The 23,850-nt window shown below is 59.9% G+C and carries 15 protein-coding genes and 1 pseudogene; 5 read left to right on the top strand and 11 right to left on the bottom strand.

Features of this window, described 5'->3' with window-relative positions:
• Both ABH933_RS29160 and ABH933_RS29155 read right to left on the bottom strand, forming a co-directional pair.
• The coding region (locus tag ABH933_RS29160) for a tetratricopeptide repeat protein (RefSeq protein WP_429455155.1) at positions 1-2,993 on the bottom strand (2,993 nt) is incomplete at its 3' end.
• Positions 2,994-3,043: 50 nt separating this feature from the next.
• Complete coding sequence (locus ABH933_RS29155; RefSeq protein ID WP_429413403.1) at positions 3,044-3,370, bottom strand: trypco2 family protein; 327 nt, start codon at positions 3,368-3,370, stop codon at positions 3,044-3,046.
• A gap of 291 nt (positions 3,371-3,661) precedes the next feature.
• Here ABH933_RS29155 and ABH933_RS29150 point away from each other — a divergent pair, with 291 nt between their 5' ends.
• Positions 3,662-3,838, top strand: a complete 177-nt coding sequence (locus ABH933_RS29150; protein ID WP_429413401.1) for a hypothetical protein — start codon at positions 3,662-3,664, stop codon at positions 3,836-3,838.
• 145 nt (positions 3,839-3,983) lie between these two features.
• On the top strand, positions 3,984-4,457 hold the full coding sequence (locus ABH933_RS29145) for a DUF488 family protein (RefSeq protein WP_429413399.1): 474 nt from the start codon (positions 3,984-3,986) through the stop codon (positions 4,455-4,457).
• Here the strand turns inward: ABH933_RS29145 and ABH933_RS29140 are convergent.
• Entirely contained in the window at positions 4,454-5,242 is a 789-nt protein-coding gene (locus ABH933_RS29140) for a hypothetical protein (RefSeq protein ID WP_429413397.1), read from the bottom strand. The two genes, ABH933_RS29145 and ABH933_RS29140, sit on opposite strands and share 4 nt — an antisense overlap.
• Before the next feature lie 507 nt (positions 5,243-5,749).
• On the opposite strand from ABH933_RS29140, the gene ABH933_RS29135 reads away from it, so the two are divergent.
• The 3 genes from ABH933_RS29135 (at position 5,750) to ABH933_RS29125 (ending at position 10,076) form a co-directional block, all read left to right on the top strand.
• Positions 5,750-5,911 (top strand): hypothetical protein, encoded by a 162-nt coding sequence (locus ABH933_RS29135; protein ID WP_429413395.1) that lies wholly within the window; start codon positions 5,750-5,752, stop codon positions 5,909-5,911.
• Between the two features lie 671 nt (positions 5,912-6,582).
• Complete coding sequence (locus tag ABH933_RS29130) at positions 6,583-8,055, top strand: hypothetical protein (RefSeq protein ID WP_429413393.1); 1,473 nt, start codon at positions 6,583-6,585, stop codon at positions 8,053-8,055.
• Between the two features lie 629 nt (positions 8,056-8,684).
• Positions 8,685-10,076 (top strand): hypothetical protein, encoded by a 1,392-nt coding sequence (locus tag ABH933_RS29125; protein ID WP_429413391.1) that lies wholly within the window; start codon positions 8,685-8,687, stop codon positions 10,074-10,076.
• Here the strand turns inward: ABH933_RS29125 and ABH933_RS29120 are convergent.
• From ABH933_RS29120 to ABH933_RS29085, 8 genes and pseudogenes are all read right to left on the bottom strand, one after another.
• Positions 10,067-10,945: a hypothetical protein gene (locus ABH933_RS29120; RefSeq protein WP_429413389.1), complete on the bottom strand. Its 879-nt coding sequence runs from the start codon at positions 10,943-10,945 to the stop codon at positions 10,067-10,069. The two genes, ABH933_RS29125 and ABH933_RS29120, sit on opposite strands and share 10 nt — an antisense overlap.
• Positions 10,946-11,836: 891 nt before the next feature.
• Positions 11,837-12,107, bottom strand: a pseudogene (locus tag ABH933_RS29115) (transposase); the annotation flags it as partial.
• Between the two features lie 233 nt (positions 12,108-12,340).
• The gene (locus ABH933_RS29110; RefSeq protein WP_429415594.1) at positions 12,341-14,524 is read right to left on the bottom strand and encodes a GmrSD restriction endonuclease domain-containing protein; all 2,184 of its coding nucleotides are present in this window, start codon (positions 14,522-14,524) and stop codon (positions 12,341-12,343) included.
• Positions 14,525-15,185: 661 nt separating this feature from the next.
• Positions 15,186-15,839: an HNH endonuclease gene (locus tag ABH933_RS29105; RefSeq protein ID WP_429413387.1), complete on the bottom strand. Its 654-nt coding sequence runs from the start codon at positions 15,837-15,839 to the stop codon at positions 15,186-15,188.
• Positions 15,840-16,014: 175 nt separating this feature from the next.
• A complete protein-coding gene (locus ABH933_RS29100; protein WP_429413385.1) occupies positions 16,015-17,574 on the bottom strand; it encodes an AAA family ATPase in 1,560 nt (519 codons plus the stop codon).
• Positions 17,575-17,770: 196 nt separating this feature from the next.
• Positions 17,771-20,836 (bottom strand): type I restriction endonuclease subunit R, encoded by a 3,066-nt coding sequence (locus ABH933_RS29095; RefSeq protein WP_429413382.1) that lies wholly within the window; start codon positions 20,834-20,836, stop codon positions 17,771-17,773.
• Between the two features lie 9 nt (positions 20,837-20,845).
• A complete protein-coding gene (locus ABH933_RS29090) occupies positions 20,846-22,045 on the bottom strand; it encodes a hypothetical protein (RefSeq protein ID WP_429413380.1) in 1,200 nt (399 codons plus the stop codon).
• Positions 22,038-23,612, bottom strand: a complete 1,575-nt coding sequence (locus tag ABH933_RS29085) for an N-6 DNA methylase (protein ID WP_429413378.1) — start codon at positions 23,610-23,612, stop codon at positions 22,038-22,040. The genes ABH933_RS29090 and ABH933_RS29085 overlap by 8 nt, the downstream gene beginning before the upstream one ends.
• Positions 23,613-23,850 lie beyond the last annotated feature (238 nt).

Raw genomic sequence — 23,850 nt, 5'->3', positions numbered from 1 at the left:
TCGGCCGCAAGGTTGTTCAAAGCCCTGGCGAGGCCGGGACGGAACCTGTCAGGATGTTGTCTGGTCAGCTGGCGGTAGTGGTCCACTGCCTCGGTTGCCGTCACAAGCGCCTCCTCGTGCCGACCGGCGTCCGCCAGATCGGCCGCAAGGTTGTTCAAAGCCCTGGCGAGGCCGGGACGGAACCTGTCAGGATGTTGTCTGGTCAGCTGGCGGTAGTGGTCCACTGCCTCGGTAGCAGCGGCCAACGCCTCTTCCAATCGACCTCCGTCCGCGAGTTGAGCTGCGAGGGTGCTCGTCGCCGTTGCGAAGCCGGGAAGGTGGGCGTCCGGAGTCTGCGTAGCCAGTCGGCGATAGAGATCGACTGCTTCGAAGGCAGCGGCCAACGCCTCCTCTCGCCGGCCCACATCCGCCAACCGGTTGCAGAGATTGTTCATGCTTATTGCTAGGTCGCGACGTGCTAGGTCGAGTAGGCGGCCGTTACGGTGAAATGCGACCAGCCGACGGTTGAGATCTACGGCTTCGCGAGCAGCGGCCAGCGCGGGCTCTCGCCGACCCATATCCGCAAGTTGGTTTGAGAGGTTATTCGTACTAGTCGCAAGGCTGGTCAAGTACCGGTCATCGTGCGGCGTGGCCGCAGCCAGCTGCCGGGTAAGCTCGACGGCTTCGGCAGCTACAGTCAGAGCTTCTTCCTGCTTGCCGATATCGGCGAGTCGGATCGCCAGATTGTTTAGGCTCATCACGAGGTTTGGCGGGGATGAGACACCCTGTTGCCCGGCCAATTGCCAATAGAGGTCGACCGCTTCCATAGCGGCACCCAGAGCCAGTCTCTGCTGGCCCACATCAGCTAACCGGATAGAGAGGTTATGCAGGCTCTCAGCAGATAGATTCTTATCGTCGATGGTCAGATTAGCGTGATTTTGACGGCGTCTGGCGAGGACTAGGGCCACGGATAATGCAGCCTCGGCGAGCACCCGTGTTTCATTGGGAAGGCTGTCGTGCAGACAGACGAGAATGTCGGTGCTCGTGGTGGGGCTACCGGTGAGGTGGTTAACGGCAGCGACTAGGGGGGTTGGTTCCTCGATTCGGGTAGCGATATGGATCGCTGCAGGCATCAAGCGATATGGATGGGTCTCGCACCATGCGGTAATACGGTTGCCGATCGCGACGAGAGAGGGGTGGGTTGCGGCGCGCGTGCATACGGTGAGCAGGTGTTGAGCTTCGGTGTTGGTGATGGTGCTCGCAGTGGCGAGAGTGTCGATGATGCAGGGTCGGGTGTGATCGAGCATGAGCCGCCCGATGAGCCGTTCAGCGACACGGTCGGGTCCCAGCCCCCCGAACACGTCTGGTGTTTGCCCCTGGTAGAGACTCATCAACCAGTCCCGCGTTTTACCGTGCAGGACCTTTGACTGATCTTTCAGATCAGGAATACGGGTCAGAACTCTGTCGAGATCATGAGGGGTGACGGGGGCAAGCACAATGGTGGCGGCGATAATGTCCTTAAGGGTGGCCGGGCCGAGAATGTTGACGCCATGGATCGCGGCGGTCGTTGCCCAGTAGCGGCGCTCATGCCCGAGCAACCGATCCTCCAAGCCCGTATCGCTAGGTGCGACGTCCTGTGTCACAGTGTCAAGCAGCTCAACCAATGCCGACATCTGCACACCCAATGCTGTTGTGCCTGGCTCGAAGACCGGCGCCAATCGGACCGCCGACGCTGCGGCCGTCCAGTCGGTACCGGTGGCATGGGCGGAGCCAGCGTTGTCATGATCGGATAGAGCGCTAGCGAAGGCGTCCACCGCGGCCCTGAAGGACTGCTCTTGTGCTGGAGGGGACTCCTCTAGCGGTGCCAGCATTGTGACTCGCGCCTGCTCCAATGCGCCGGCGGCAGACTCGCTGCCCGCAACTGCCTGTTCCCACCAATCGCCGACCACACGGGCGAGAAGCAGTACTTTCACAGGCCTACTCGCTCTTCGGCTGGCAAGCTCGTTCAGTAGCGCGACAAGTTGATCACCCCGAGTCTCTGAGTAGTCCACGACCACGAGTAGCGGCAGAGTCATCTGCCCGAGAAGTACCAACTGGTCGCCGGTGGCCTGATGATTGAGCCATAGAACGGCCCATCCGTCGTCAGCCAGCTGCTCTCCGAAGTAGTGTGCGAGGCGGGTCTTCCCCTGCCCGCCGGATCCATGTAACAGCCATACCCCCAGGCCGAGTTGCGAGGCCCATTCACGCAGTTCGGCCAGCAGGCGTTGTCGGCCACGGAACGGGACGATCGCGCGCCGCGCGGCCAGCAAACTTCCCGGTGTCATCGCGGTTGTGGATCGTATCGGCGATTGATGGTCCATCAGCGTTTGTAGTTCGATGGACTCGCACCGCAAACTACCGCTACCTGCGAAGTGTTCGACTGTGCTCCGAAATTCGGGGTCGCGCAAGAGCATGTAGGCAGGTACTGCAGTCAGTGCCGCATGGCCTCGATGGGCTGGATCAGCGGCGACAACTCCCGCAAGTAAATTCTCGCAGTACAGGGCTGCACCAGAGATCCCGCGCCAGGGGGACGCGGTGCCGTCGTCGGGCGGGGTACCTGCAAGTTTTACAACATACCGGTCACTGATGTACCCGTCACCGGGATTGAGTGTGCCGGTCGGCTGCTCGACTTCGTCGGAGCCATCAGGCAACTGCACAAACCCGGGCAGGCCCCACATGACACATGGGATACCCGGCCGATGTGTGACAGTGCGTCCCCACAGAACAGGTTCCAGCACCGGGATTGGCCAGTCCGGAGCGGTGACGTGCACGAGGGCAGCGTCGGTGCGGCCGTCCGGCGCGCCGCACCACACAACCGTTCCTTTGAATTGCTCCGTCCGACCAGGCCGGAACACAACGACATCACGGGCACCCGGACCGACGACGTGCGCTGAAGTCAAAACCAGCCGCGAGGCGACCAAATACCCCGACCCACCCGCCAAGCCCGATACTCCCAAGACCCGATCCCAGCGCACCCCGTAGCTTCCCTTCCCCGCAGATGCAATCGCTGACCTGGTAGATCTGATCAGCGACCTATGTGCGCGGAGGTATCGCCCGGTCGGTGAACCTGGATATCGTTGCCAACGAGAACATCGCCGCCTCCACGCTTCTTCGGGGTCAGCGTGATCGAGACCCGCTGTTTGCGCGTCCGCGAGCCGCCCGCCTCTACGTCACCGGTGACCACCCATGCCTTGAATCCGGTTTTGGCTTTTGCATCCGCTCGCAGCTCCACCTCAAACGACAGCTCGATCGGCCCCACCACGAAGCGCATGTCCTCGTCAGCGCCCCGCGCCGTCGCAGCCAGCAGCTCGTCCCTCAACGCGGTGACCGCGTCCCCCAACTCGATATCCATAACCACCTCTTCGCCGCTTGGAACCGACACGCTACACGACCATATGGAGGACGAAAACTGTTAGGACAATGCATGATTCGCTATGCAGTCATGGGCTGGGTTGGTCCCTGGCCCGAGTGGGAGCGCGTCTGGGTGTGGACGCCACTACTGTGCAGGCCAGACTCCGTGAGCGGGGAATCGCCATGAGGGACACTCAGGGGGCGGCCGCGCAAGTAGACCAGCTGTCGCAGGTTGGTGCCTCTGGCAGGACACACAAAACATGGGCAACCGGAAAACGCCTGGTCATCGTGGGTGAGTACCCGATCTGAAAGCGAGTGGTGGACATCCGCGCGACCTTTCCTGGACTGCTCCACCTGGGCGGCCCCCCTGCTGATCGTCGACACCAGCCGTTGTGTCGCCGCAGATCCCGTGCTGCTGCCCCGGCTGCTCGGGGTGGTGGGGGATGCGCCGCTGGTACAGCGAATCTGACGGCTTGGACATCTCTTCGCCGTCACCACGTGATTCGGCAGCCGGTTGGCCGGTCGCACTCAGCCTCGAGGTGTGGTGATGATCCTGTGGCGTATTTCGCGGTCCGTTGTGCTGCATCGCGGTGGTTGATGCACGATAGGGACCCATGGGAGCCTCTGACACTGCCGCCGAGTATGACGCCACGGAAGGAACCCTTGTCAGCATCGGCTACGAGGGAAAGACCGTCGGTGCTCTTGTCGCCCAGCTCGTCGAACAAGACGTCCGGGTGCTTGTCGATGTGCGCTTGACGCCGCTGAGCCGTAAACCTGGGTTGTCGAAGACGAAGCTTGCCGAGGCTCTCGCTGCGGTGGGCATCGGTTATGTTCACCACCGTGCACTCGGCAATCCGAAGAGCAACCGGGAAGGGTTCCGTGCTGGTGAGCCGGAGTCTCACGCCCGGTATCACGAGTTGCTCGACAGTGCCGCTGCGACCGAGGCTCTCGCGCACGTCTGCGAGCTCCTCGACGGTGGCGTGGTGGCGTTGCTGTGTTTCGAGCATGATCACGCCGAGTGTCATCGGGACATCGTTGTGCATAGGCTTCTGGAAGCCCGGCCCAATGCCGCTGTGGTGCACGTCTAGAACAAGGCGAGCTCGGTCTTGGGGTACCAGACGCCGAGGACGGAGAACGATCGGCGGTGTTGGTTCTGGTTGCCGACGTAGAAGTGGACGTCGCGGCTGGGTGAGAGCATGGTGTCGCGCCACTTTGCCAGGAGCATCTCGCGCGCTCGGGGGGCACCGTAGGACTTCAGCCACCGTCGGCCGGCTTGTCCTGCCTCCCAGTCGAGCACTTTCTGGTCATGGCCGCGGCACTTCGGCGCTTGGCAGCGGTACTTGTACCGCACAGCGAATGGCGCCGGTTCCAGCGGCTCGAGTGAGGTCCCGAACAGATCGGGAGCAGACGACTTTTCGATCTTCGCCTGCTCTGCGGCGGACCAAGGATCTCCCGGGACGACGCTGACCTCGACATCGCTCGGTTGTATCAATCCGAGTGACGGTGACGGGGTGCCCATGCCACCGACAGGGTTCTGTGTGAGGAGCCCGCACATCGTGGTTGCACCGATAAGGCCGTCGAGGTTCATCCGGCGCCGGTGCCAGTTGCTACCCGTGTCCAACAGCTCTAGATGTTCCATCTCGTCCTGGCGCGGCCGGAATGATTCAGGGCGGTTGTCGTTGGGTTGCCTGTAGGTGCCGTTGAGACGCAGGACCTCGTACTTCTTGAATTGCTTGTCGAAGTCCTCATTGCGGAACTTCACCGGATACAGACGGATCCACTCGGGATGTTTTCGATCGAGCCTGACGCCCGCGACGCAGACGGTCTCGCCGTAGGTGTCGCTCGGGTTCGGGTAGGTCTTGACGGTGATCATGACCTCTACCGTCTCGTCCCCGGGGCGGGGTTGCCTGAGCTTCATTCGGCTTGTGGCGCCTGATAATTCGCTGTCCCCCATCTACATAGCGTAACGGTCGAGAACTCGACTCGGAACGGCTTTGCGGGGGCGAGTGATTGAACCGTTGTGGTGGAGTAGGGCGTTGTCACAACAAGTTCGGTGAAGTCATGTGTCAGAAGAGAGAAGCACTAGCGACTCCTGTTAGGCAGGATCAGCGGGTCAGCAACGAGCAAGCCTCCGGCATCGACGACAGGAGTCCAAGATGGTTATGGCTCCTTCTGGGGTGGGGTGATCTCCTGCTCTGCAGTGGTTCCCGTTACTGTCGGCGGAACTCGACACGCCGCGACACTATGCGCCGGTGATGGGGATCATAATCTGGATTTTTACACCGATTGACCAGCGGCGGAACATGTCGCACCCCCCTTTACTCAGAGCCGTTGCGTGGGAGCTTGTCCACCACAACGGCATAGATTCAATGTGTCATCCATGAAAGACGCTCTTGCAACTGGTCTCCTCTCCCTCCTCGTAGTCGTTCCGGTGTCCGTCGCGGTGTTGCTGGCCACCGTCGGTGCCGTCTTTCATCGTGATCGCGAACGGCGCAAGATGGCGGTGGAAGTTCTTCGCGTGCTCTTGGGACGGAAGCGCTGATGGAACAGGGAGTTCGTCGAGGCCGGAGTATTACCGCTCTTCTGAGGCGCCGTGAGCGGCTGCACTGGCTCTTGTCTCTGGTTGCCGGATGCAAGCAGGTTGAGGTACCCCGGTTGCTCCGTGGGGCAGCACCCTCGGAGGCGCCGAGTACGCTTGCGCGTTACGAGGGCTACCTTATGGAACTGGTCAGGCTCGATCTGGTGTGGATCCATCGCGGTCCGCGGGGGATCCGGATTGCCAGCGCGACAACACGAGGTCGAAGAGTCCTTGCACGCATTCAGTCGATGGAACCACGGGCTAATATACGTGATTGACTGTGTCTCTTGGTTTTTCGGATGGAGCACCGTCCGCGGCAAGATCGAATTCCGCGGTCTGCGACTGAGGTCTCGACCGAGGCGGCCTGGTGATCTGGGTGTAGACGAGCGGGATTGCTGAACCATAGCAGATCGAGATCCATGAGGTGGCAACAGCTTTCATCGTGTCAACCACAGCCCAGGACGAGGTGGGTGGTGAGACCGCGATAGCGATGCTGCGGGTCGGAGCAGCCGAAGTATGTATCGGATGTAGTTGCGGCACTGGCGTTTCGCTGGGCCCTGGTGCATTTTCGATTGTGGCTCGGTGATCTTGCCCCAGAGCGATAGTATGGCTGCGCTTATCAGTCCTTGGGAGGGGTGGGATCGAACAAGTCGCTGGCACACCGGGCCCGGCCGGAGACATTCTGCTTCATCATCCTGACTCCCGAGGATGTCCACAAGATCAGAACCGGCGATATCTCCGGCGATCCCAGCATCTCCGGCCTGCTCAGACCGTCTCGCCGGAAGCCGGATCCCGATCTGCATTTCAATTTCAGCGAGAAGGCTTGGAAGACAGGGGTTCAGCCGCCAGCGCTGCTGTTGCGGCGGGATCCCGCCTATCGGGGTCCTGAGAATCCGGAGCGGGACCTCGGCATCATCGGCATGGCCCGCGTACGTGGTCACACAAGCAACCCTGAAGGCGGCCGACCGATCACCGTAGACGAGTGGACGCACGTCGATCCGGTCCCCCTGTATGAGGTGCTCGACGAGATCGCCGACGCTCGAATCGCTACCGAGATCTGGAAATCGTTGGGCGGCATTACCCGGCCGATGACAGAACGCCAGTCCGCAGCGATCGAACCGATTCTGCGCCGGCGCATCTCCGACTTCGATTCGAAGCTACGAAGCAAACGAGAGTCCGACAGCCAGGCAAGACAGCCGCTTGACGAGGAGCGCTTGGCCCTTGCCGAGCGACGCGATCGAATGGCGACGGCCTTGAGAATATTCGGATTCCAGAACTGGTCAATGGCCCAGCCCGTAGACCCGGCTAGGTCGGCGAATGAGGTGCCGACACGACTCGAGCGGTTTGAACGGGCTCTCTACGAGCAGGACATGTTGACAGAGGATTCGACGGTTGTTCCTGGATTGACGAGCCAACGACGCGCGAGCGCAGGATGGTTCGAGTTCGAGGACCACGGAAGGCGCCTGTTGATCAAGAACATCGACCGCCTCCCTGATGGAGAGGGGGTGTCGGGAGGCGATCTGCTCTACATCCGAGAGCGCCCTGCCACCATCGTCCTCGTTCAGTACAGGCGCCTCAAGGGGAGAAAGAACCGAAAGAAGGAGCGAGACAAAGACATAGACCGCACGGCACAGCTCACCTTCGTCGGCGGTCGGCGGCTTCACAACCAGCTGCGTCGCATGGTCGACCTGACTGCAGACTTCGCCGCCGATCCTTCGGTCTCGGGCATCGGCGACGTCTATCGGCTTTCCGACACTGCAGGGTTCGTCAAGTTCGTAGAGACCATCCCGTTGAAGCCCGAAGACGACGAGTTGCTGCCAGGGTTGTACATCCCGGCGGACCACTGTCTCGACCTTCTCAAAAGCCAATACCCGAGCGGTCCGCCTACATCGTCGACCAAATTCGCCGTGCCACGGTACATCGACTCCCAGACGTTCATTCGACTCGTGAGGGACGGTTGGGTCGGCTCGCGATCACCTGCGAGCATCGAATTCGCGCGGCGTCTCAGACCTGATTTGATCGGCGACGGCGAGACTGTTGCAGAGCTGACGTTGGCATTCGAGCCCGACCTCAACGACGACGTGCAGCCCGAGAACGAAGGAGAGTAACTGGGTTAGTTGAATTTTCGGGGAGCTTATCCGGCTTCATCAGCGTCGATGACTCGCCTACCACCTTTCTCGCTGGAGGCCCATTCGAGAAGGTCTTTGACAACGTCCACGAGTTCATTCCGCAGTCGTCTTGATTCAGGGCCGTGAACCCGGGTTGCATGCCCAGTATAATGGCGGTCATTGCCACGCTTGCGTGGCTGAATGTATACCCAGCCCGTAACTTCTACCGAATTTTTCCGGAGGGATCCGACGTCCAAATTGGAAGATGTACCCTCCTTGAAACTGCCGTTTGTATCGGCGTCTGCTGGTTCGTCACAGGTGCTCATAATTTCCCTTGCGATCGGCGATGACTATTTCTATGGTCGGCGGAATTTCGCGTCACAATGACAAGCCAGTTGGTCCGGCATCGTCAAAATATTTCGGTCCATGCGGCACGGGATCGGGCGCGGGCGCTGGTTCAGGACCACTGGTTGGTGTGCTCCAGGCCACCTTCATCGCCGATAGAGTACTGCGGCTCATCTGATATTGAGCCGATGGCCCGAACCTGATGGATCGGCAGGGGATTGCACGGTTGCTGGTGTGGGTGTGTGCTGTGGGCTATGCGTCGATGGGATCCGCTCAACGCGCGAATGCTGGAAGTGCTGCGGGTGATCGCTGCTGGCGGTCGTGGAGATGATGCAGAGTCTGCTCTGAAGGTGTCCGCGAGAGCGCTGGAGGCTCGCGGGTTGGTTCTCGTCACGAGGCGGGGTGGGTGGTCGGCGGAGGTTACGGATGCGGGCCGTTTCTACCTCGAGCATGGGCATCATCCTGATCGCCCAGCTGACGATGGCCAGCCCCGGGCTGTCGATGCGAAAGTGCGTGTGCGAAAGCCCAAGCAGGCGATGCCCGAACCGAAGCGGCGGTCGGCACCGGCGGCTACGGTTCGGGTGGCCAAAGATCGGCGGGCAGCGGCGGCGAAGCTGGTTGCGGACTTGGTGAATGGCGGCCGGTTGGTGGTCGAGCGGCCGAGCGATGAATCGGTTGCCGAGTGGCGCAAGATCGTCGATTTCGCCAAGCGTCACGGCATGGTGCCGACCGGCCATACCCTGGTGAGACGCCGAACGTATCTCGGTGCCCTGGAGATAGTGCTGGTGGCTGGAACTCACCCGAACTCCAATCCGGCCAAGAGTGACCAGGCCCGTCGGGTGTTGGTTCCTGAGCGGGTCGATGAGCTGCATCCGCTGCTTGTGGGTTTGCCCGATCTCGCGGCGGTTTTTCACATCTCAGCGTCGCTGGTGCCGCGGTCGCAGAGGATCATGCACACGATTCTGGTCGAGGCCGCAGCGCGGGGATACGCGGTCGACTGGGCGCAGAACCGTTCCGATGGCGCCGAAATCACGGCCTGCAACCTGGTGTTCTGTGTGTCTCTTGCCGAGGAGAGTGAGGAACGCGAGGTCTTGCCTGATCCAGATGAATCGAATGGTCGGAAAGTGTATGAATGGCAGCGGTTTCGGCCGGTTAAGCGTGTGGTGCCCTCTGGACGGCTGGTGCTGTCGCTCACTCAGGTGGGCGATACGAACTACCCGTATAGCAGGTGGTGGGCGGATCGAAAACGATGGTGTGTCGAGGATCGCGTCTCGTCGTTGTTGGACGCTGTGCCGCTTCGCGTGCGCGAGGTAGAGGATCGGCACGCCGCCGCCGAGGAGGCTGCGGCTCGACGTCGGCGCGATTGGGAGGCGGCGATGGATCGCGCGCGTGCTCAGTTGGCCGAGGACACTCGAATCTCGGCTCTCGACAAGCAGTTGGCCGATTGGCAACGGGCTCAGGCGATCCGCGCCTTCTGCGCGGCCTGCGAACAGCAGACCGGCGCCGAGGTTGCGGTAGACGGGTGGCTGCAGTGGTGTCGTGAGTATGCCGACCGCCTCGACCCGGCGTTGAACGGTACGGCCACATCGCCCGAGATCGACATGAAGTCAGAGAACCTTCGGCCGTATCTGCGGCATTGGAGTCCGTACGGGCCGGATGAGCGGACCTACTGGTGAGCCGAGTCGCGTTGATGCGCTTGGCGTACAGCTTCCAGCGGGATGCCGAGATCACGTTCGATCGCCTCGGCGTCGCGGTCATTTCCCGACGAACGTAGAGCGGTGACTGCTCGCTCGATCAGTGCGCCCAACCTGTACACCTCGGCTCGCAGGGCAAGCAGCTCGTCGTAGCGATCACGAGCGTCCGCGCCGCACCACTGCCGCACCAACTCCCGAGCGGGCGCAAACTCTTGGTCCACCTCTGCGCAGATTTCGGCGCTGATCCAGCCCGTGCTCGATGCGTACCCCCACTGGTTGTGGCGTCGGGCTTCCTCTTCGCGCTGCTCGATCTGCGCCACGACGACATCGGCGAACTTACGAGCGAGGCTTTTCGCGATGACCTGGGTCACGCGCCAGGGCACGAGCAGGCTACCGTCGTCGTCGACGACGAACGACGCCGGGTCGCCGACGATGAACTCGCGGTCGAGCCCGAGATCTTCGGCGAGCGCATCGACATCGTGGATCCGCAGGATGCCGGCGTTGCTGTTGTACAGGAATTCGACGAGGTCATAGCCAGGGAGATCGTCTTCGAGCATGTCGAGGGCATGGTGTTCGGTAGTGCCGCGAATATATTCAGAGCCGTCACGAAGGGTCGCCCAGCGCTCTTCGCGGGCCAACCACTCTTCGGCCTGGTCCCACGGTACTTTGAGTCGTGCCGGCGGCACCCATTCCGATCGTCCCTCGAATCGGTTGTCGGTGAACTTGACCAGCACACGCGGTGGCTTGGCAGTGCCGAGCCGAAGTACTTCCACACAGGTGACTGGGTCGGTTCCTCGCTGCCGATACGCCCACAGCTCGCCGACCGCCACATCGGCCAGATCACGCGGCATGTCCGTCTCCCTCGAAGATGCAGCGCTCCTCGTGTCGGAGCAAACCAGAATACGTGCCCTCGATCCTCGCGGATCGACATTGCCTTGAACCTACGCGATCGATGTAGCCGAGCTGGTCGGCGTAGACGCTCAGCTTCTATAGTTGCTCTTCGAGTGCCTCACCTCGTGGAATGTGTCTCTTCGCCTCTACCGCAAGGAGATTGACGGTATTGCTTCCTCGGGTGCACTACCAAGTCCGGGGTGACAGTTTGTCCTGGTGGCGTCGCTGCGGGGCGGGTGCATATGCTGCCCGTCCGGCAGTGCGGTGGGGTCGGGAAGCTTCCGCAGCAGCCCGGCAGAGTATTGGGCTACAAGCAGGTACCCAGACACCTCGTCGGCAGCCAGTTCATCCAGCTGGTCCAGCACGGACTCGTTGGAACAGTTGGCGTCAGCAGAGACCAACTTCGCGGGATAGTAGACGACAGTCTCGAAAATGAGCGTAGCGCCGTCATCGGCAGGGAACTCAGTCAAGAATCTCCGAAAGAGCGGCAGAACCGACTCCGATCAAGAGGTGCGAAACCGCGACCAAAGAACCCAAAACCGAAGAAGGCCAACAACTCGACCGGAGATTAAGAGCACCTTCCCGCCCAATCTGTCTTCATGCACCGGGCCGCGGATCACGGCCCAAGTGGCCCGTCACCTGAAGGAGGTCAGTTCATTGCGACCGGGTCATCGCCGCCGAGGTGTTGGCGGAGCGGGCACAGCCCCCCAACCGGCCCGCGGGGTGCCCGTATCCGGTCAGCGTAGAGGTCAAGGTGCCGATGGTCTTCTGACAGCTGGCGGTCTTCTGTAGCGGATCGCGGCCGTGCTGCGCCCAAGGTAAGGATGCCGGCCGGTCAGTTCGGCCGCGAAGAAAATCGAGGCCGATTTCAGAATTGCGCGCTTGAGTTCTGCGTTCTCACGCCGCAGCCGCTTCAGCTCCGCAGACTCCTCGCTGGCGATACCCGGCCGAGCACCGAAATCGACCTGGCCTTGACGGATCCATTTACGGGACCGTCTCCGGCGTCCCCACCCCAAGCAGGTCGGCGACCGCTTTCATCGCGGCCCACTCCGACTCGTGCTGATCACGGATCTCGGCGAACATCCGCACGACCCGCTCACGCAGCTCGACCGGGTATTTCATCCTCGACGACACAACTCCATCCTTCACAGAAGATGAAGTCCCCGGACTCACCGGGGGACTCACACCGCCTCTTGACCGGCCCCGCTCCTTCAGGAATGAGCTGCGTGTTCAGGTGAACAGTGACCTGTTAACGGCAGCCTGCCGGGTTTTGGTCTGTCGGGCTGCCGAATCCTCGGCTGACCGCAATCTGGCCGACGGTATGGGGGAGCTTATACATTGACTTCTATTGAGTATTAATCGCGGGAAATTAGAGTCGGCTGTTCCAGGAGTCCTGCCTCTAGCGCCTTTTGGCGAATTTCTCCCAACGTGATCTCGGTGTCACCTTGTTCTGCCCTCCAGAATGACCATCCCTGACAGGATTTGGCACCGAGAACAAATTGTCCTGCGGCGGATAGGGAGCCGAATGTCTCGCCAGTTGGTAACTGCACTCTGCCATCGGGAAATAGTTTTGCTTCGTAGACTTCTCGGCGACGACGTCCGATAAGCTTCTGCGTGGGTTCGAGTGCTCCGATATCTATAAGGTCGCTAACTGTTACTGAGTAATGAGCTCTTGTCCGCCGTGTTGCCGGATCCGATTTCTGCGGGAAGGAAGTGGCTTTGACGCCAAAAATTTCTGGGGCCCAGATCAGCTCGCAGAGCTTGCGGTAGAGCTCTTGTCTTTCTGATATCGCCTTAGTGTCGAATCGATTATAACCTCGGAAGTATTTATCGAGCTTATTTGCTCGGACAAAACTATTGAACGGTGCGTTATTCTTCCTGTGGTCGCGATGCAGTGAAGCGGCGAGATCATTCTGACGCTGGTACCAGGCAACCTTCTGGTCGAAGGGCTGATCGTTGTAGCTAGCATTGTCTGATTTAGGAAGTAGTACCAGGGCGCCGAGTCGGTTGCGGAGGGCATCGAAAGCCTGGCGGGTTCCAACCTCTTGCTGATAGCGGTCGAACTTGTTTGCCCATATGTGTTCGATTTCGAAGGGTACCTCCTGTGCGAGGTAACGACTGGACTCGTCGTATTCATTGCATCCAACGGCAACAAATGCTGTCAGTCGACTCAGGATGTACCGAATCTGGCGCTTGTTGCTCGCTTGCAGGCCTAGAGTGCTCATGCTGGAAAATCCGTATTCCAAGGAGCGGACGTGCCGGGCCAATACCTCCCTGACATCACGAACAGAGATTGCTGGGACAGCGCGTAGATGAGGAACGACCTCCCATGTGACCTCGGCGAGATCATCTTCTGCTATGGATCTGCCGGTCAAGAAACGCCAGACGAAGACGAGGTCTAAATACTTTCCTATCAGCTCTGCCTTCTGTTTGACATCGGCAGGGTCCTCCTTTCTGTTCACGGCCGCAAGCATCGCTCCGAACTGGCCTCCGATACGATTATAGCGATTGAAGAATATATGTGAAAGTTCCGGTGAATAGGACTGCGCTGCACGCTCGAGCATGCAGTAATGTTTTGCATACTCGGTCATACTGGTGATAAGATCGCGGTATTGGTCGGTTCGTACGATTCCGAGTCTTCCTACATTATTTCGGAACCAGCTGTAGAAATCTCCTGCCTGCACGGAGGACTCTGGTAGCTGAGCATATAGTTCATCAATTCTTGCGGCATCCTCATCGGTCTCGGCATAGCGACCGAGGAAGAATGCTTTGAGGAACCGCGTGGGGGCATTGGGGTCGACAGCAGCCAGATCTGTAATCATGACACGCCACTGGTTATCGATGCCGGAGGTTTCGCCGACAACGCTGCGCAGCAACAGGCTCTTCAGTAGGTCCAGTGGCCCCAAGCGTACGCCACGATCATTGACCCCTTCATAGATCTCCCAACCCTGTTCGCGGCTTGAGGCTTTGATTCCCACCATGCATACTCTGCGGAGAAGCCAGTCCACAAAGTATGGCAACGTCTCGTCCCGAAGTTCTGCAGGAAATATCGCATCCAGCTCATCGGCGGCCTCCCAAAGCCGCCTCGATCCGGCTGGGGCGTTGGCGGGTAGCGTGTATTCATCGTCTTGGAATACATGCTGTAGAAGATCGGTACGTTCGGTGATGTCAATCGTAAATGTCGACTCGCCATAGGATGTTGATTTTATTAGCGGGTTCAGATTGTCGGCGTCATTATCAAGGGCTGCATCTCGTAGTAAGCACTGGAGAAATATCAGGAACAGGTGCAGGGTTGAGATTCGTTGCTGACCGTCGACTATAAAAGTCAGACCTTCATCTTCATGATAAACAAACGAGCCGAGGAAGTATGGCTGGTAATCGGCCACCTTCCGACGCTCATGGGCAGGCCGGTAGTTGTCCATGAAACGATGACGAAGGTCGTCGACCAAGCGCCTGACTTCTGATCGAGTCCAGGAGTAGTCACGTTGGTATGTATCCAACTGGTACCTGCGTGCAGAAAAGACTCCCTCCACAGTCATCCCGATGCCGGTAATCGGACTGTCAGTCACGAGACCCCCAGAGCTGGTGCCACCTTCAACAAGAGTTTGCTATGCACCTGCGACCGTACGGCAGCTATGCCTCAGACATCGAGCGTTTCGCCAACTCGCGCAGTGGATTCGGCACGGAGGCTCGGCCGCCAGCATCCGCGAGCCTCTTCCATACCCGGTCAGGATGCGAAGGGGCGGTTGATAATTCATGATGTCGCGGGTGCTCTGATCTTGGAGCGATGAGGGTCTGTTCCCGCACTTGGACGGGCTGCGGATCGAGGTGATCCGCGCGGCGGTTCGACAGGGCGGATCGAGGCTGCTACCGGTGAGGATCCCGTCGGCTGTTCCGGCTGCGGAACGATGTCCGGCCGGGTACCAGCTATGAACCGACCGAACCGTTCTGGATCTCTCCTTGTGCCGATTCCATGAGGGAGCGATAACCGCGGTCAACGCCCTCGCGATCACCTTCACCGAGCGTTGGCTCGCCGCGCGAACCTACTGAGAGACACGCCGGAACACTGTTAGAGAGATAGGCCCTCTGGGCCTGTACCGGGCGCCGGATCTCGGCAATACGGGCGGGTGCGGTCATCCAGCCTCGTCGTCGTATCACAGTACGTCAGGGATCCACCAGCAGCGGATCGTCCAGAAGTAGTCACGTCAAGAACCCTCCTTGGCAGTACCAGTCGCTGTCTGCGAGAGCTTCGTACACAACTGCACGGCGGTCGTTGACATCGGGACCTGCTTCATCGAGCGCTTGTTCGCGCAGATGCGCGCGGACGGTCTCGTGATCCTCACTGCCCCATCGCCGCGACAGTGTTCTGTTGGTAGTAGAGATTTGTTCGGCGGCAACGATGGCGTAGCGCTCGCCCAGGTGTAGCGCCTCGAACTCATTGAGGATGCGTTGCTGCAGAATTTCGGTAAGTCCCGCCTCAGGTTCGGCGGTGAATTGAAGCACAACCGGTACTTGTTCGATGACGCGGGCTCTCAGCCAGCGTCCCAGCGCCGGCATCGCATATGGGTGCAGCAGCTGCTTCTCGGGTTTGTCGGAGTGAAAGTCGAGAAGGGTGTGGTTGCATTTCCCGCAACAGGGCATCAGGTTCCAGCCGTCGATCGCGAGAGCGGGAACATGGGTTTTGGGGATGAAATGATCGATCGTATTCGCCTCCCCGTACTGGCAATAGCAGCACAGACCGTAGGGCGCAGCTAGGATGATCTTGTCGTAATGAGCTCGCGCAGGTGTATCACGTCGGACCAATTGCCCGGTATAGAGAGAGCGCATCTCCGACGCAGATAGTTCGTTGCCCACTGGGTACGATTTATCGTCGACAAGATGGGTTGTGTCATTATTGATGGCCCTGCGCAGTCGGTTGCTGTTGGCGGAGAGGGTGGCCCGTGCTGTTAGGACACGTTTAGCGAGTGATTTGTCGCGGATGCTCTGAGCACATAGTGTCGCAGTCTCTGAGACGGTGAAGGCCGGGGGTTCAACGCTCCACACGTGCTGCACCTGCCGCGTTGATCATGGCTCGCAGCATCGCGCGGCCCTCAGTGCCGACTTGTCGGTTGAATGCGGCCAGTGCGGTGTCATAGTCACTGTAATCTGCCGCCGCGTCGGCGAGGATTTTGTGAAATCCGGTCGCGTCAACCTCAAGGCCGAATACTTCGTCTGTAAGGGTGCCAACGTTCTCGGCAAAGGTTTCTAGCCGCAGCCGGTCCGTAGCCACCTCGTTCCCAGACCGGCTCAGTCGCCATACACATGAGCGTGGCACTTCTTGCAGTACGACTGGTGAGTGGGTGGCGATGAGGGCGATCCCGTTGCGGTGGGCAAGCAAGTCGCTCAGCGCTCGAACGAAAGCCGACAGTAACGGCGGATGAAGGTGCGCTTCAGGCTCGTCGAGCAGGACCAGGCTCTTTTCTTCGACGGCCTCCACCAGCCGCGTCACGGTCAGCAGTACGATCTTGTGCCCGGAGCTGAAATTTCCAAAGATCTCCGGCATCATCTGCAGGACTTCGGCCTGGTCTGCGTGGACGGAGATGGAATCAATACGTTCCGACAACCCGGCCGCGGCAAAGATTGGGTCAGATTCGAGCAGTTTCAACGCGCGGCTCCACCGTTCGCGCCGTGCCCCTTCAAGGCAGGAGCGTGCCGTGCGAGTCATTTCATGGGACAGCGCGCGATGGTCTTTGGTCTGGCCCGGTTCGTCATTGCGTGGCCGGGGCTTTTTCAGACCTACGTAGTGGTACGTCAGTCCCATGGTCCGGTCTCGGGGAACGGTGATCGGCTCGAACGAGTCAAACGCGCTGAACGACACCGATACCACGTTCGACAGTTGGTCTCGTACGATGGCCGTCGAGTCGTTCCCCGCTTGGTCCGAGCCATGCACGAGGGCTGTGGTTAGGTTGTTGAGGTAGGTGCTTTTTCCGACGCCATTGCGTCCGATGAGCACTTGGATATTGGTCGGAGGGCGGGAATCGGGCACCACGGTGATGTCGAGGGTGATCGGTTCGACCGTGCTGGTCTCAACCGTGCTCGCCTGCAGCGAGAGCTGGTAGGCAGTCAGCCGTGCACCGCCTCGTGCAAGCCGCGAGAACTGGCCTCGTACCGTCGGCAGGGGCACAGAACGCAACAGTGAAACGCGTGTGACCTCCTCGGCTTCCGCACGCGCCCCTAGCGCGGTGTTGTATGCAATGTCATGCAACGCGGTGAGGACCTCCTCACGAAATCTGTACCCTATGGCGGTTAGCGCCTCATAGAATGAGGGGTCCTGGCCCAGCGAGAAATACTGGTCACCGAGGGCACTGAACTCCTGAGGCAGATTCGGGTGACGGTATCCGTCCCGGCGCTTGTTGGCAGCGCCGGGCCGCAGCCCAAACTGTCCGATCTTGGTGCCGCCGATCGAGATCGTCTTGCCGGCCTCATTGATGTAATAGATGTTGAATAGCGTCTCGTACTGGGACCGGTCATCCCAGTCCGAGCTGACAAGGTACACAGTCCCGGGCCGCCGCTCCAAAGTCCGGTCTGCTTGCTGCACAACGAATCTCATGGTATCACCACGTCCGGCTGCAACGTGATGCCAATGACTCTGAGGTAGGGCTGCCTCGTGCGCGTTGCTAGTTGAGTCAACACCACGAACTGTTGATGGTCCGCTGACCTGTGCGCAAGGGACTCAGTAAGTGGCGATAAATACAAGACCGTTCCCCTAATCTCATAAATAGAATTCTCACGAATACCTCAACCGGTCAGTCAATCAGGTAATGCGCTTCGATGTAGGCAACGGTGGAGTCGTACGGCTCACCCACCGGCTTCAACATGTACCGGCGGAAGACTGCGGCAGTGACGCGGCGGGCTCCTCGGTTTCGGGCGTCGGCGTTGTCCCATGACCTGGCGAGGGTTGTGGTGACCACCCGGTCAATCTCCTCCGCGAGGTTCCTCTCCGTGACCGTGAGGCCGGAGGGCGCGTGGTCGTGGATGATCCTCGTGAGGACTCCCACACGGTCATCGTCCAACACGACAGCTTCATCGGGGTGCCTCTGGGCGTTGACGATGGCGCGAGCGATCCGAAGTGCGTCGGCCAAGAACTCCAGGGCATCTTGGGAGTTCTGAACGATCCGGTCCCGCAGCAACCTAATCCGCTCAGCGAGGGCGGTGTACTTCGCAGACCCTGGTTCGACGCCTTCATCGAGAGCAGCCTTGATCTGGCGCAGAATCTCCGCTGCGGACAGTGGCGTCTGGCGCTCACGGTCGTTGCGGCGGACCATCGCCAGCAGTTCTTTGAGAATGGCGATGCCTTGGGCATCCAGGACGAGGGGTTCCTCCTGAGTGGCAGCTACAGAGAACGAGTGGACGTGGGCATTAATGATCTCCAAAACCATCGGCCCCAGCTCGTTCAGTCGTTCCTTTCGTTCATCATCGGAGGATTTCTTGAACAGGGTCGTATACACAGCCCCAAACAACCCGAAGCCGTCCTGAAACTTGGCGATCCGCGTGTCCGTGTTGATGAACGGATACAGGCGGGCCAAAAGTTGGTAGTCCTTCGTAAACACCTCGGCCGCACCAGGATTGGCGTCCAGGAAGCTGTTGATAGCTCGTACGGACTCGTATCCGTGGACCGCGAAATCCAGGCCGTCCACGTCTGCGAAAGAGTCTTCGATTCGAGCGAAAGTGGTACGGAACTCGGCGACCAGCTCGGACATGTCGTTGACGAAACCACCGCCCTGGTCGGCTTCCGCCGCAGCAGGTTCCGCGACGGCCTGCCGGACCTGTGTGGCCAGGCCGATGTAGTCCACGACAACACCAGAGGTCTTCACATACCCGGTCGGGGATACCCAGGTGCGGTTCGGGCGAGTGATCGTCTGGAACAAGTTATGGGCCTTCAGCGGCTTGTCCAGATAGAGAACCCCCTCATTGGGGGCGTCGAACCCGGTCATCAGTTTCGCGGTCACCACCAAGAAGCACAGCGGGTCGTCCGGGGTCAGGAAGTGCCGCTTCTGTTCCTCCTCCTCAGTCTCCGTGAGCTTGAACGCTCGCATGGCGGGATCTTCGTCCTTGGCGTCCTTGACATAAATGTTCACCTCGGCAGAGATCCACTCATGCTTGCCGACTGCGGCGAGCACCTGTGAGGTCTCAAAGCTAGCGAGTAGCTCGTTGATCTCGCGCGTATATGCCACGGCTAGCTCACGATTGTAGGCAACGACCTGGGCTTTGAGGCCATTGCGGTAGGTGCTGGCCAGATAATGGTCCACGATGTTCTGGCAGACCGCACGGATACGGTCAGGATTCGAAAAAACCGAGGTGAGCCGCCCGAACTTGCGGGACAAGGCCTCCCGATCGGGGTCGTCGAGGTCGAATTCGTCGGCGAACTGGTCGAACTCGGCCTGCAATTCCTCGTCGTTAATTTCGAAGGAAATCGGGTGTGGGTCCAGCATAACTGGGACGGTGGCCTCGTCCGACAAAGACCGGGACACCGAGTACCGGTGCAGCACCTTGCCCGGGTCGGTCTCATTGCCAAAGAGGGCGAAGGTGTCGGTGGCAAGGTTCCTGACGGGGGTGCCGGTCATACCGAAGAACTTCGCGTGCGGCAATGCTGCACGCATCTGCCCGGCCAAGGACTCCGACCTTCTGGACTGGGTGCGATGTGCTTCGTCGACCATCACGATGACGTTGCTGCGAGTCGACAGATTCTTGCCGGCGTCCGCGAACTTGTGCACAGTCGTGGAAATGACGCCACGCACGTCGTCAGCCAGTAGCGAACGCAATTCCGCACTGGTGGTGGGCTGATGGAAATACGCGTCCCCCATCGCCGACGTGAACACCCCGGAGGTTTGCCGGACGAGCTGGGTCCGGTCCGACAACAGAATGATCGTCGGCGACTCAGTGCGAGTATCGGCCAACAGCAACGAAGCAGCGAATACCATCAGCAGCGTCTTCCCGCTGCCTTGATGGTGCCAGATCAGGCCTTTCGACCCGCCGTTCAGGACCCGTTTGTGGATCAAGTGCGCGGCTTCCATCTGCGGGTAGCGAGGCAAGTACTTCATGTCCACCCCGCCCCCGGATGTGTCGAACAAGGCGAAGTTTGCCAGCATGTCCAGGACGGTGGCCGGGCTCATCAGCAGCTCGACCGAACGCTGCACATCGGCCTGCCCAGTCAAGTTCTCGTCGTCGGCGGTGGACCGGAACGGCTGCCAGAGGTTCGTCGGTGCGCCAGCGGCACCGAACCGCAGCTTCAGCCCGTCGGAGGCAACGGCAAAGACGTTAGGCGTGAAGAACCACGGGTACTCGGTGACATACACGTTGTTGATCTCCCGAGCTGCGTCTGCCCACCCGGACTTCGCGGTCGGGGATTTCAACTCGACCACGACCACAGGCAGCCCGTTGACCCAGTACACAAGGTCGAATCGGCGGGAAGTCTTGCCCGGCACGGTGATTGTCACCTCATTCGACAGCACCAGCGTGTTGCGGTTCGGGTCAGCTGGGCGTTCGAAGTCGATGATCTTCAGCGCGTGCCACATACCGGCCTCGTCCCGGAATTCCTTGTGCCCGCGCAGGATGTGCAGCACCTGCTCGTTGGCCTGTACTAGCCCGCCTTCGACAGCGTTGACAGTGGCAGCAATCTCTTCAACCACAGCGTCCACGTCGAACCCGTCGATCACGCCAGGGTTGAGCCGGACGATGGCGGCACGCAGCTGAGGGGTGACCAACGTCTGCGTCGATTTACGTGGCAACTCTGCCCCCGCTGTGAATTCCCAGCCCAAAGGTAGAGACCACCGGATCATCAGGTTCTGAAACTCGCGCTCTCTAATACCCATAGCCACTGCTCAGATCTCCAACTCCCCGGTCTTGATATCGATGGTGCGGTCCAGCAGCCGTGAAAGGAGCGTCACTCGCGCCTGACGCAGACACTCAGCCTCAGCACGAAGAGCGGCAACTTGAACGTCAATCGCGTCAGCCGTCCTCGAGATGCGCTCCTGCTCATCACGAGGTGGCACGGGCATGTCGATTTTTTTGAGATTCCCGGCGGAGATCCGAACCACCTTGGTCTCGCTTGTGAACCGACGCTTCCGGTACTGAAACAGGGGCGAGGCGAAGAAATATGAGACAAACTTTGGGTCGAGATCATGCTGGAATATGAAACAGTCGTCGTGAACAGCCACATCGTCATCACCCAGCCAAGCAACAGCCTTACCAACGTCCTCGACGTTCTCGCTCGTCCCGGCGATTACTACATCACCAGGCTTCGCCAGGCGCATCGAGCTGCGGAAACTCTCGGGCAGATGCGTCACCGTACTCGTAGCCGACGCCCCAAAGTCCGTGTAGATCTGGCCGTAATGGATGCACCCCAGGCCTGACTCCACGTAGTCGCTTTTCACGAAACGGCGGCCGCGGCAGAGTGTTCCAACTTTTGACAACGGAGCAGACATCCATCCATTACCACCGCGGGAAAGTACGTCTCCCAAGATAGCGCCACGGACTTGAAGGAGGCTGCCCGCCTCAGCCTCAAGTGCCGCAACCTGTTCGTCTACCGCGCGGATGACCTCGACAACCCGTTCTTGCACGAGCAACGGCGGAATGTCCATGACGATATTGAGGAAGTCGGCGGGCTTCACCCGCTCACGCCTGCCGCCCATTCCCTTCGACGCGCCTTGGAGCGCGTCCCACATGATCTGGGTTGTAGTTAGGATGCGGAAGAAATCGGGGTCCATCCCTGTCGCGAAGCCGAAGGTAGGAAACTCCTGAGATGCAAACGATTCCGGCAGATCTCCGGGGGTAACCGTGATTGCGCCTTCGAACGCCTTGAGTCTGCTATAGACGAGGACGCCGGGACCAATCCGGTTCAGCTTCTTGTATGCCGTGGAGCTTCCTGCGACGGGATCGCGGTAGAGCAGTCCTCTGCCCCGGTTGAGAACCCCCACGGTCGGATAGGTCTGAGCCGGGTCCACATCAATGACCTCAACATTTGGCATGAGGAACCGTGATAGAGGTGCCCGAACCCATTCTTGCTTCATCGGGTCACTCATCGAATCCCTCAATCCCAGCGTCCGCGAGGACACCGAGCATGTTCTGTTCGGTCTTCTGACGCTCAGCTCGGGCAAGGTTGTAAGCCTCGATCAAAGTGGGAAGATCCGCTTGCTCCGCCGTAACCTGCTTGATGTAAAGACCAATGTTGAGGTCGTAATTGTTCTCGGCGATCTCCACCATAGGAACAAGCCGGGCAGCCAATCCATCCTCTCCGTCGGGGTCGACGGTGGCATCATCGATATCGAAGCTCGCATGGTAGGCGCTCACTATGTTTGCGATGTCAGCGTCCGCAAGGACGTTTCGGTTCTTGCCCTTGGTGAACCGCTTGGAGGCATCTACGAACAGAACTCTGCCCTTGCGCTTGTCTGCCTTGGTGCCGAGGGCTCGAAATATGAGGACGCAAGTCGGAATCGTCGTGTTGTAGAAGAGATTTGGTGGCAGTCCGATCACGGCTTCAAGGAGGTCGTCATCAATGACTCGCCGACGGATCAGACTCTCTTGACCGCTGCGGAAGAGAACACCATTAGGCAGGACGACGCCAGCGCGCCCCTTCTCCGGGTCCATGCTGGCAATCATGTGCTGCACGAAGGCCCAGTCCGCCGACGACTGCGGAGCAACGCCGCCAATGGCGCGGGAGTCGTTTTTCCAAGGCTTCCACTTCAGAGAGTAGGGCGGGTTGGCGAGGATTACGTCGAACTGTGCGAGAGACCCATCCGGCTTCTTGAAGCGCGGTTCCTTCAGGGTGTCGCCAACCTCGACCTTGAACTGGGTTAGGTTGTGCATGAAGAGGTTCATCCGTGCCACGCCCGCAGTGTCCAGGACGGACTCCTGCCCGTACAGACGGAGTGTGTAGCGCCGCCCGCCGTGAGTCTTCAGAAGGTTCGCAGATGCGATCAGCATGCCGCCCGACCCGCAGGTCGGGTCGTACACCGATTCGAACGCCTGAGGGTCCAAGAGCTCGACAATCAGCTCCACGACTTCACGCGGGGTGAAGAACTGGCCGGCACGGGTGCCGGACCCGTCTGAGAACCGCTTTAGCAGGTATTCGTACGCTCCACCGAGCACGTCGTGGGACATGTTGCCCTCGTGCATCTTCGGTGTGCGGTCCATCGCACGCATGACCGCCGCCAACACCTCGTTCGGCAGTACCTCTTCAGAGGTCCAAGTCATGGATCCGAACAGACGGGAGAACTTGTCAGGGTTGGCCGTCTCGATGGCTTGCAAGGATGCGCGGACCCGCTGGCCGAGACCTGCCTGGGTAATCGTGGCCAGGATGGACGACCACGAGGCGCGACGCTCTTGGACAGTGCCCGACTGGATATTCGGGATCTCGAACGACTGATAGTCGCGGTACTCGATCTCACGGGCCTCTTCGGCGGACAGATCGTTCAGATCCCGGTTCTCGGCGAGGAATTCCTGATGGTGATGCTCCCAGGTATCCGACAGGTACTTCCAGAACATCAGCGGGAAGACGACTGAAGAGTACTGCGCTTCTGGAATCGCCACGCGCAACTCATCGGCGGCGTCCCACAACCGAGTCTCAATTTCCTGCTGAGTCACTGCCATCAGTCGGGGTGTCCTTGCTTCTTAGTAGGCGATGGCCGGGAGGCCCTGGCGATAGGACAGCGCACTCACGATCTGCAACATCCTCTCAGGAGGCTACAACGAAAGCGACTGCTGACTGACAGACGCCGACTTGTGAGGTTCCCCCAAGGCCGGGTAGTTAGTGTTTTCGCTGGTGGCGCAAGCGGTTTGAGGATTTCGGGCATAGGGCAACGGAGCTCGTTGGTTCAGGTAGTCGACC

This window comes from Nocardia sp. GP40, from assembly GCF_050434125.1.
Lineage (GTDB): Bacteria > Actinomycetota > Actinomycetes > Mycobacteriales > Mycobacteriaceae > Nocardia > Nocardia albiluteola.
This window is presented reverse-complemented; position numbering and strand designations above follow the sequence as displayed.

Excerpts from the sequence above, each read along its gene's own strand:
- ABH933_RS29120 (WP_429413389.1), bottom strand. The coding sequence starts at position 10,945 with ATGCCGCGTGATCTGGCCGATGTGGCGGTCGGCGAGCTGTGGGCGTAT.
- ABH933_RS29145 (WP_429413399.1), top strand. The coding sequence starts at position 3,984 with ATGGGAGCCTCTGACACTGCCGCCGAGTATGACGCCACGGAAGGAACC.
- ABH933_RS29100 (WP_429413385.1), bottom strand. The coding sequence starts at position 17,574 with ATGAGATTCGTTGTGCAGCAAGCAGACCGGACTTTGGAGCGGCGGCCC.
- ABH933_RS29095 (WP_429413382.1), bottom strand. The coding sequence starts at position 20,836 with ATGGGTATTAGAGAGCGCGAGTTTCAGAACCTGATGATCCGGTGGTCT.
- ABH933_RS29110 (WP_429415594.1), bottom strand. The coding sequence starts at position 14,524 with ATGACTGTGGAGGGAGTCTTTTCTGCACGCAGGTACCAGTTGGATACA.
- ABH933_RS29155 (WP_429413403.1), bottom strand. The coding sequence starts at position 3,370 with ATGGATATCGAGTTGGGGGACGCGGTCACCGCGTTGAGGGACGAGCTG.
- ABH933_RS29090 (WP_429413380.1), bottom strand. The coding sequence starts at position 22,045 with ATGAGTGACCCGATGAAGCAAGAATGGGTTCGGGCACCTCTATCACGG.
- ABH933_RS29085 (WP_429413378.1), bottom strand. The coding sequence starts at position 23,612 with ATGGCAGTGACTCAGCAGGAAATTGAGACTCGGTTGTGGGACGCCGCC.
- ABH933_RS29140 (WP_429413397.1), bottom strand. The coding sequence starts at position 5,242 with ATGATCACCGTCAAGACCTACCCGAACCCGAGCGACACCTACGGCGAG.
- ABH933_RS29125 (WP_429413391.1), top strand. The coding sequence starts at position 8,685 with ATGCTGGAAGTGCTGCGGGTGATCGCTGCTGGCGGTCGTGGAGATGAT.
- ABH933_RS29135 (WP_429413395.1), top strand. The coding sequence starts at position 5,750 with ATGAAAGACGCTCTTGCAACTGGTCTCCTCTCCCTCCTCGTAGTCGTT.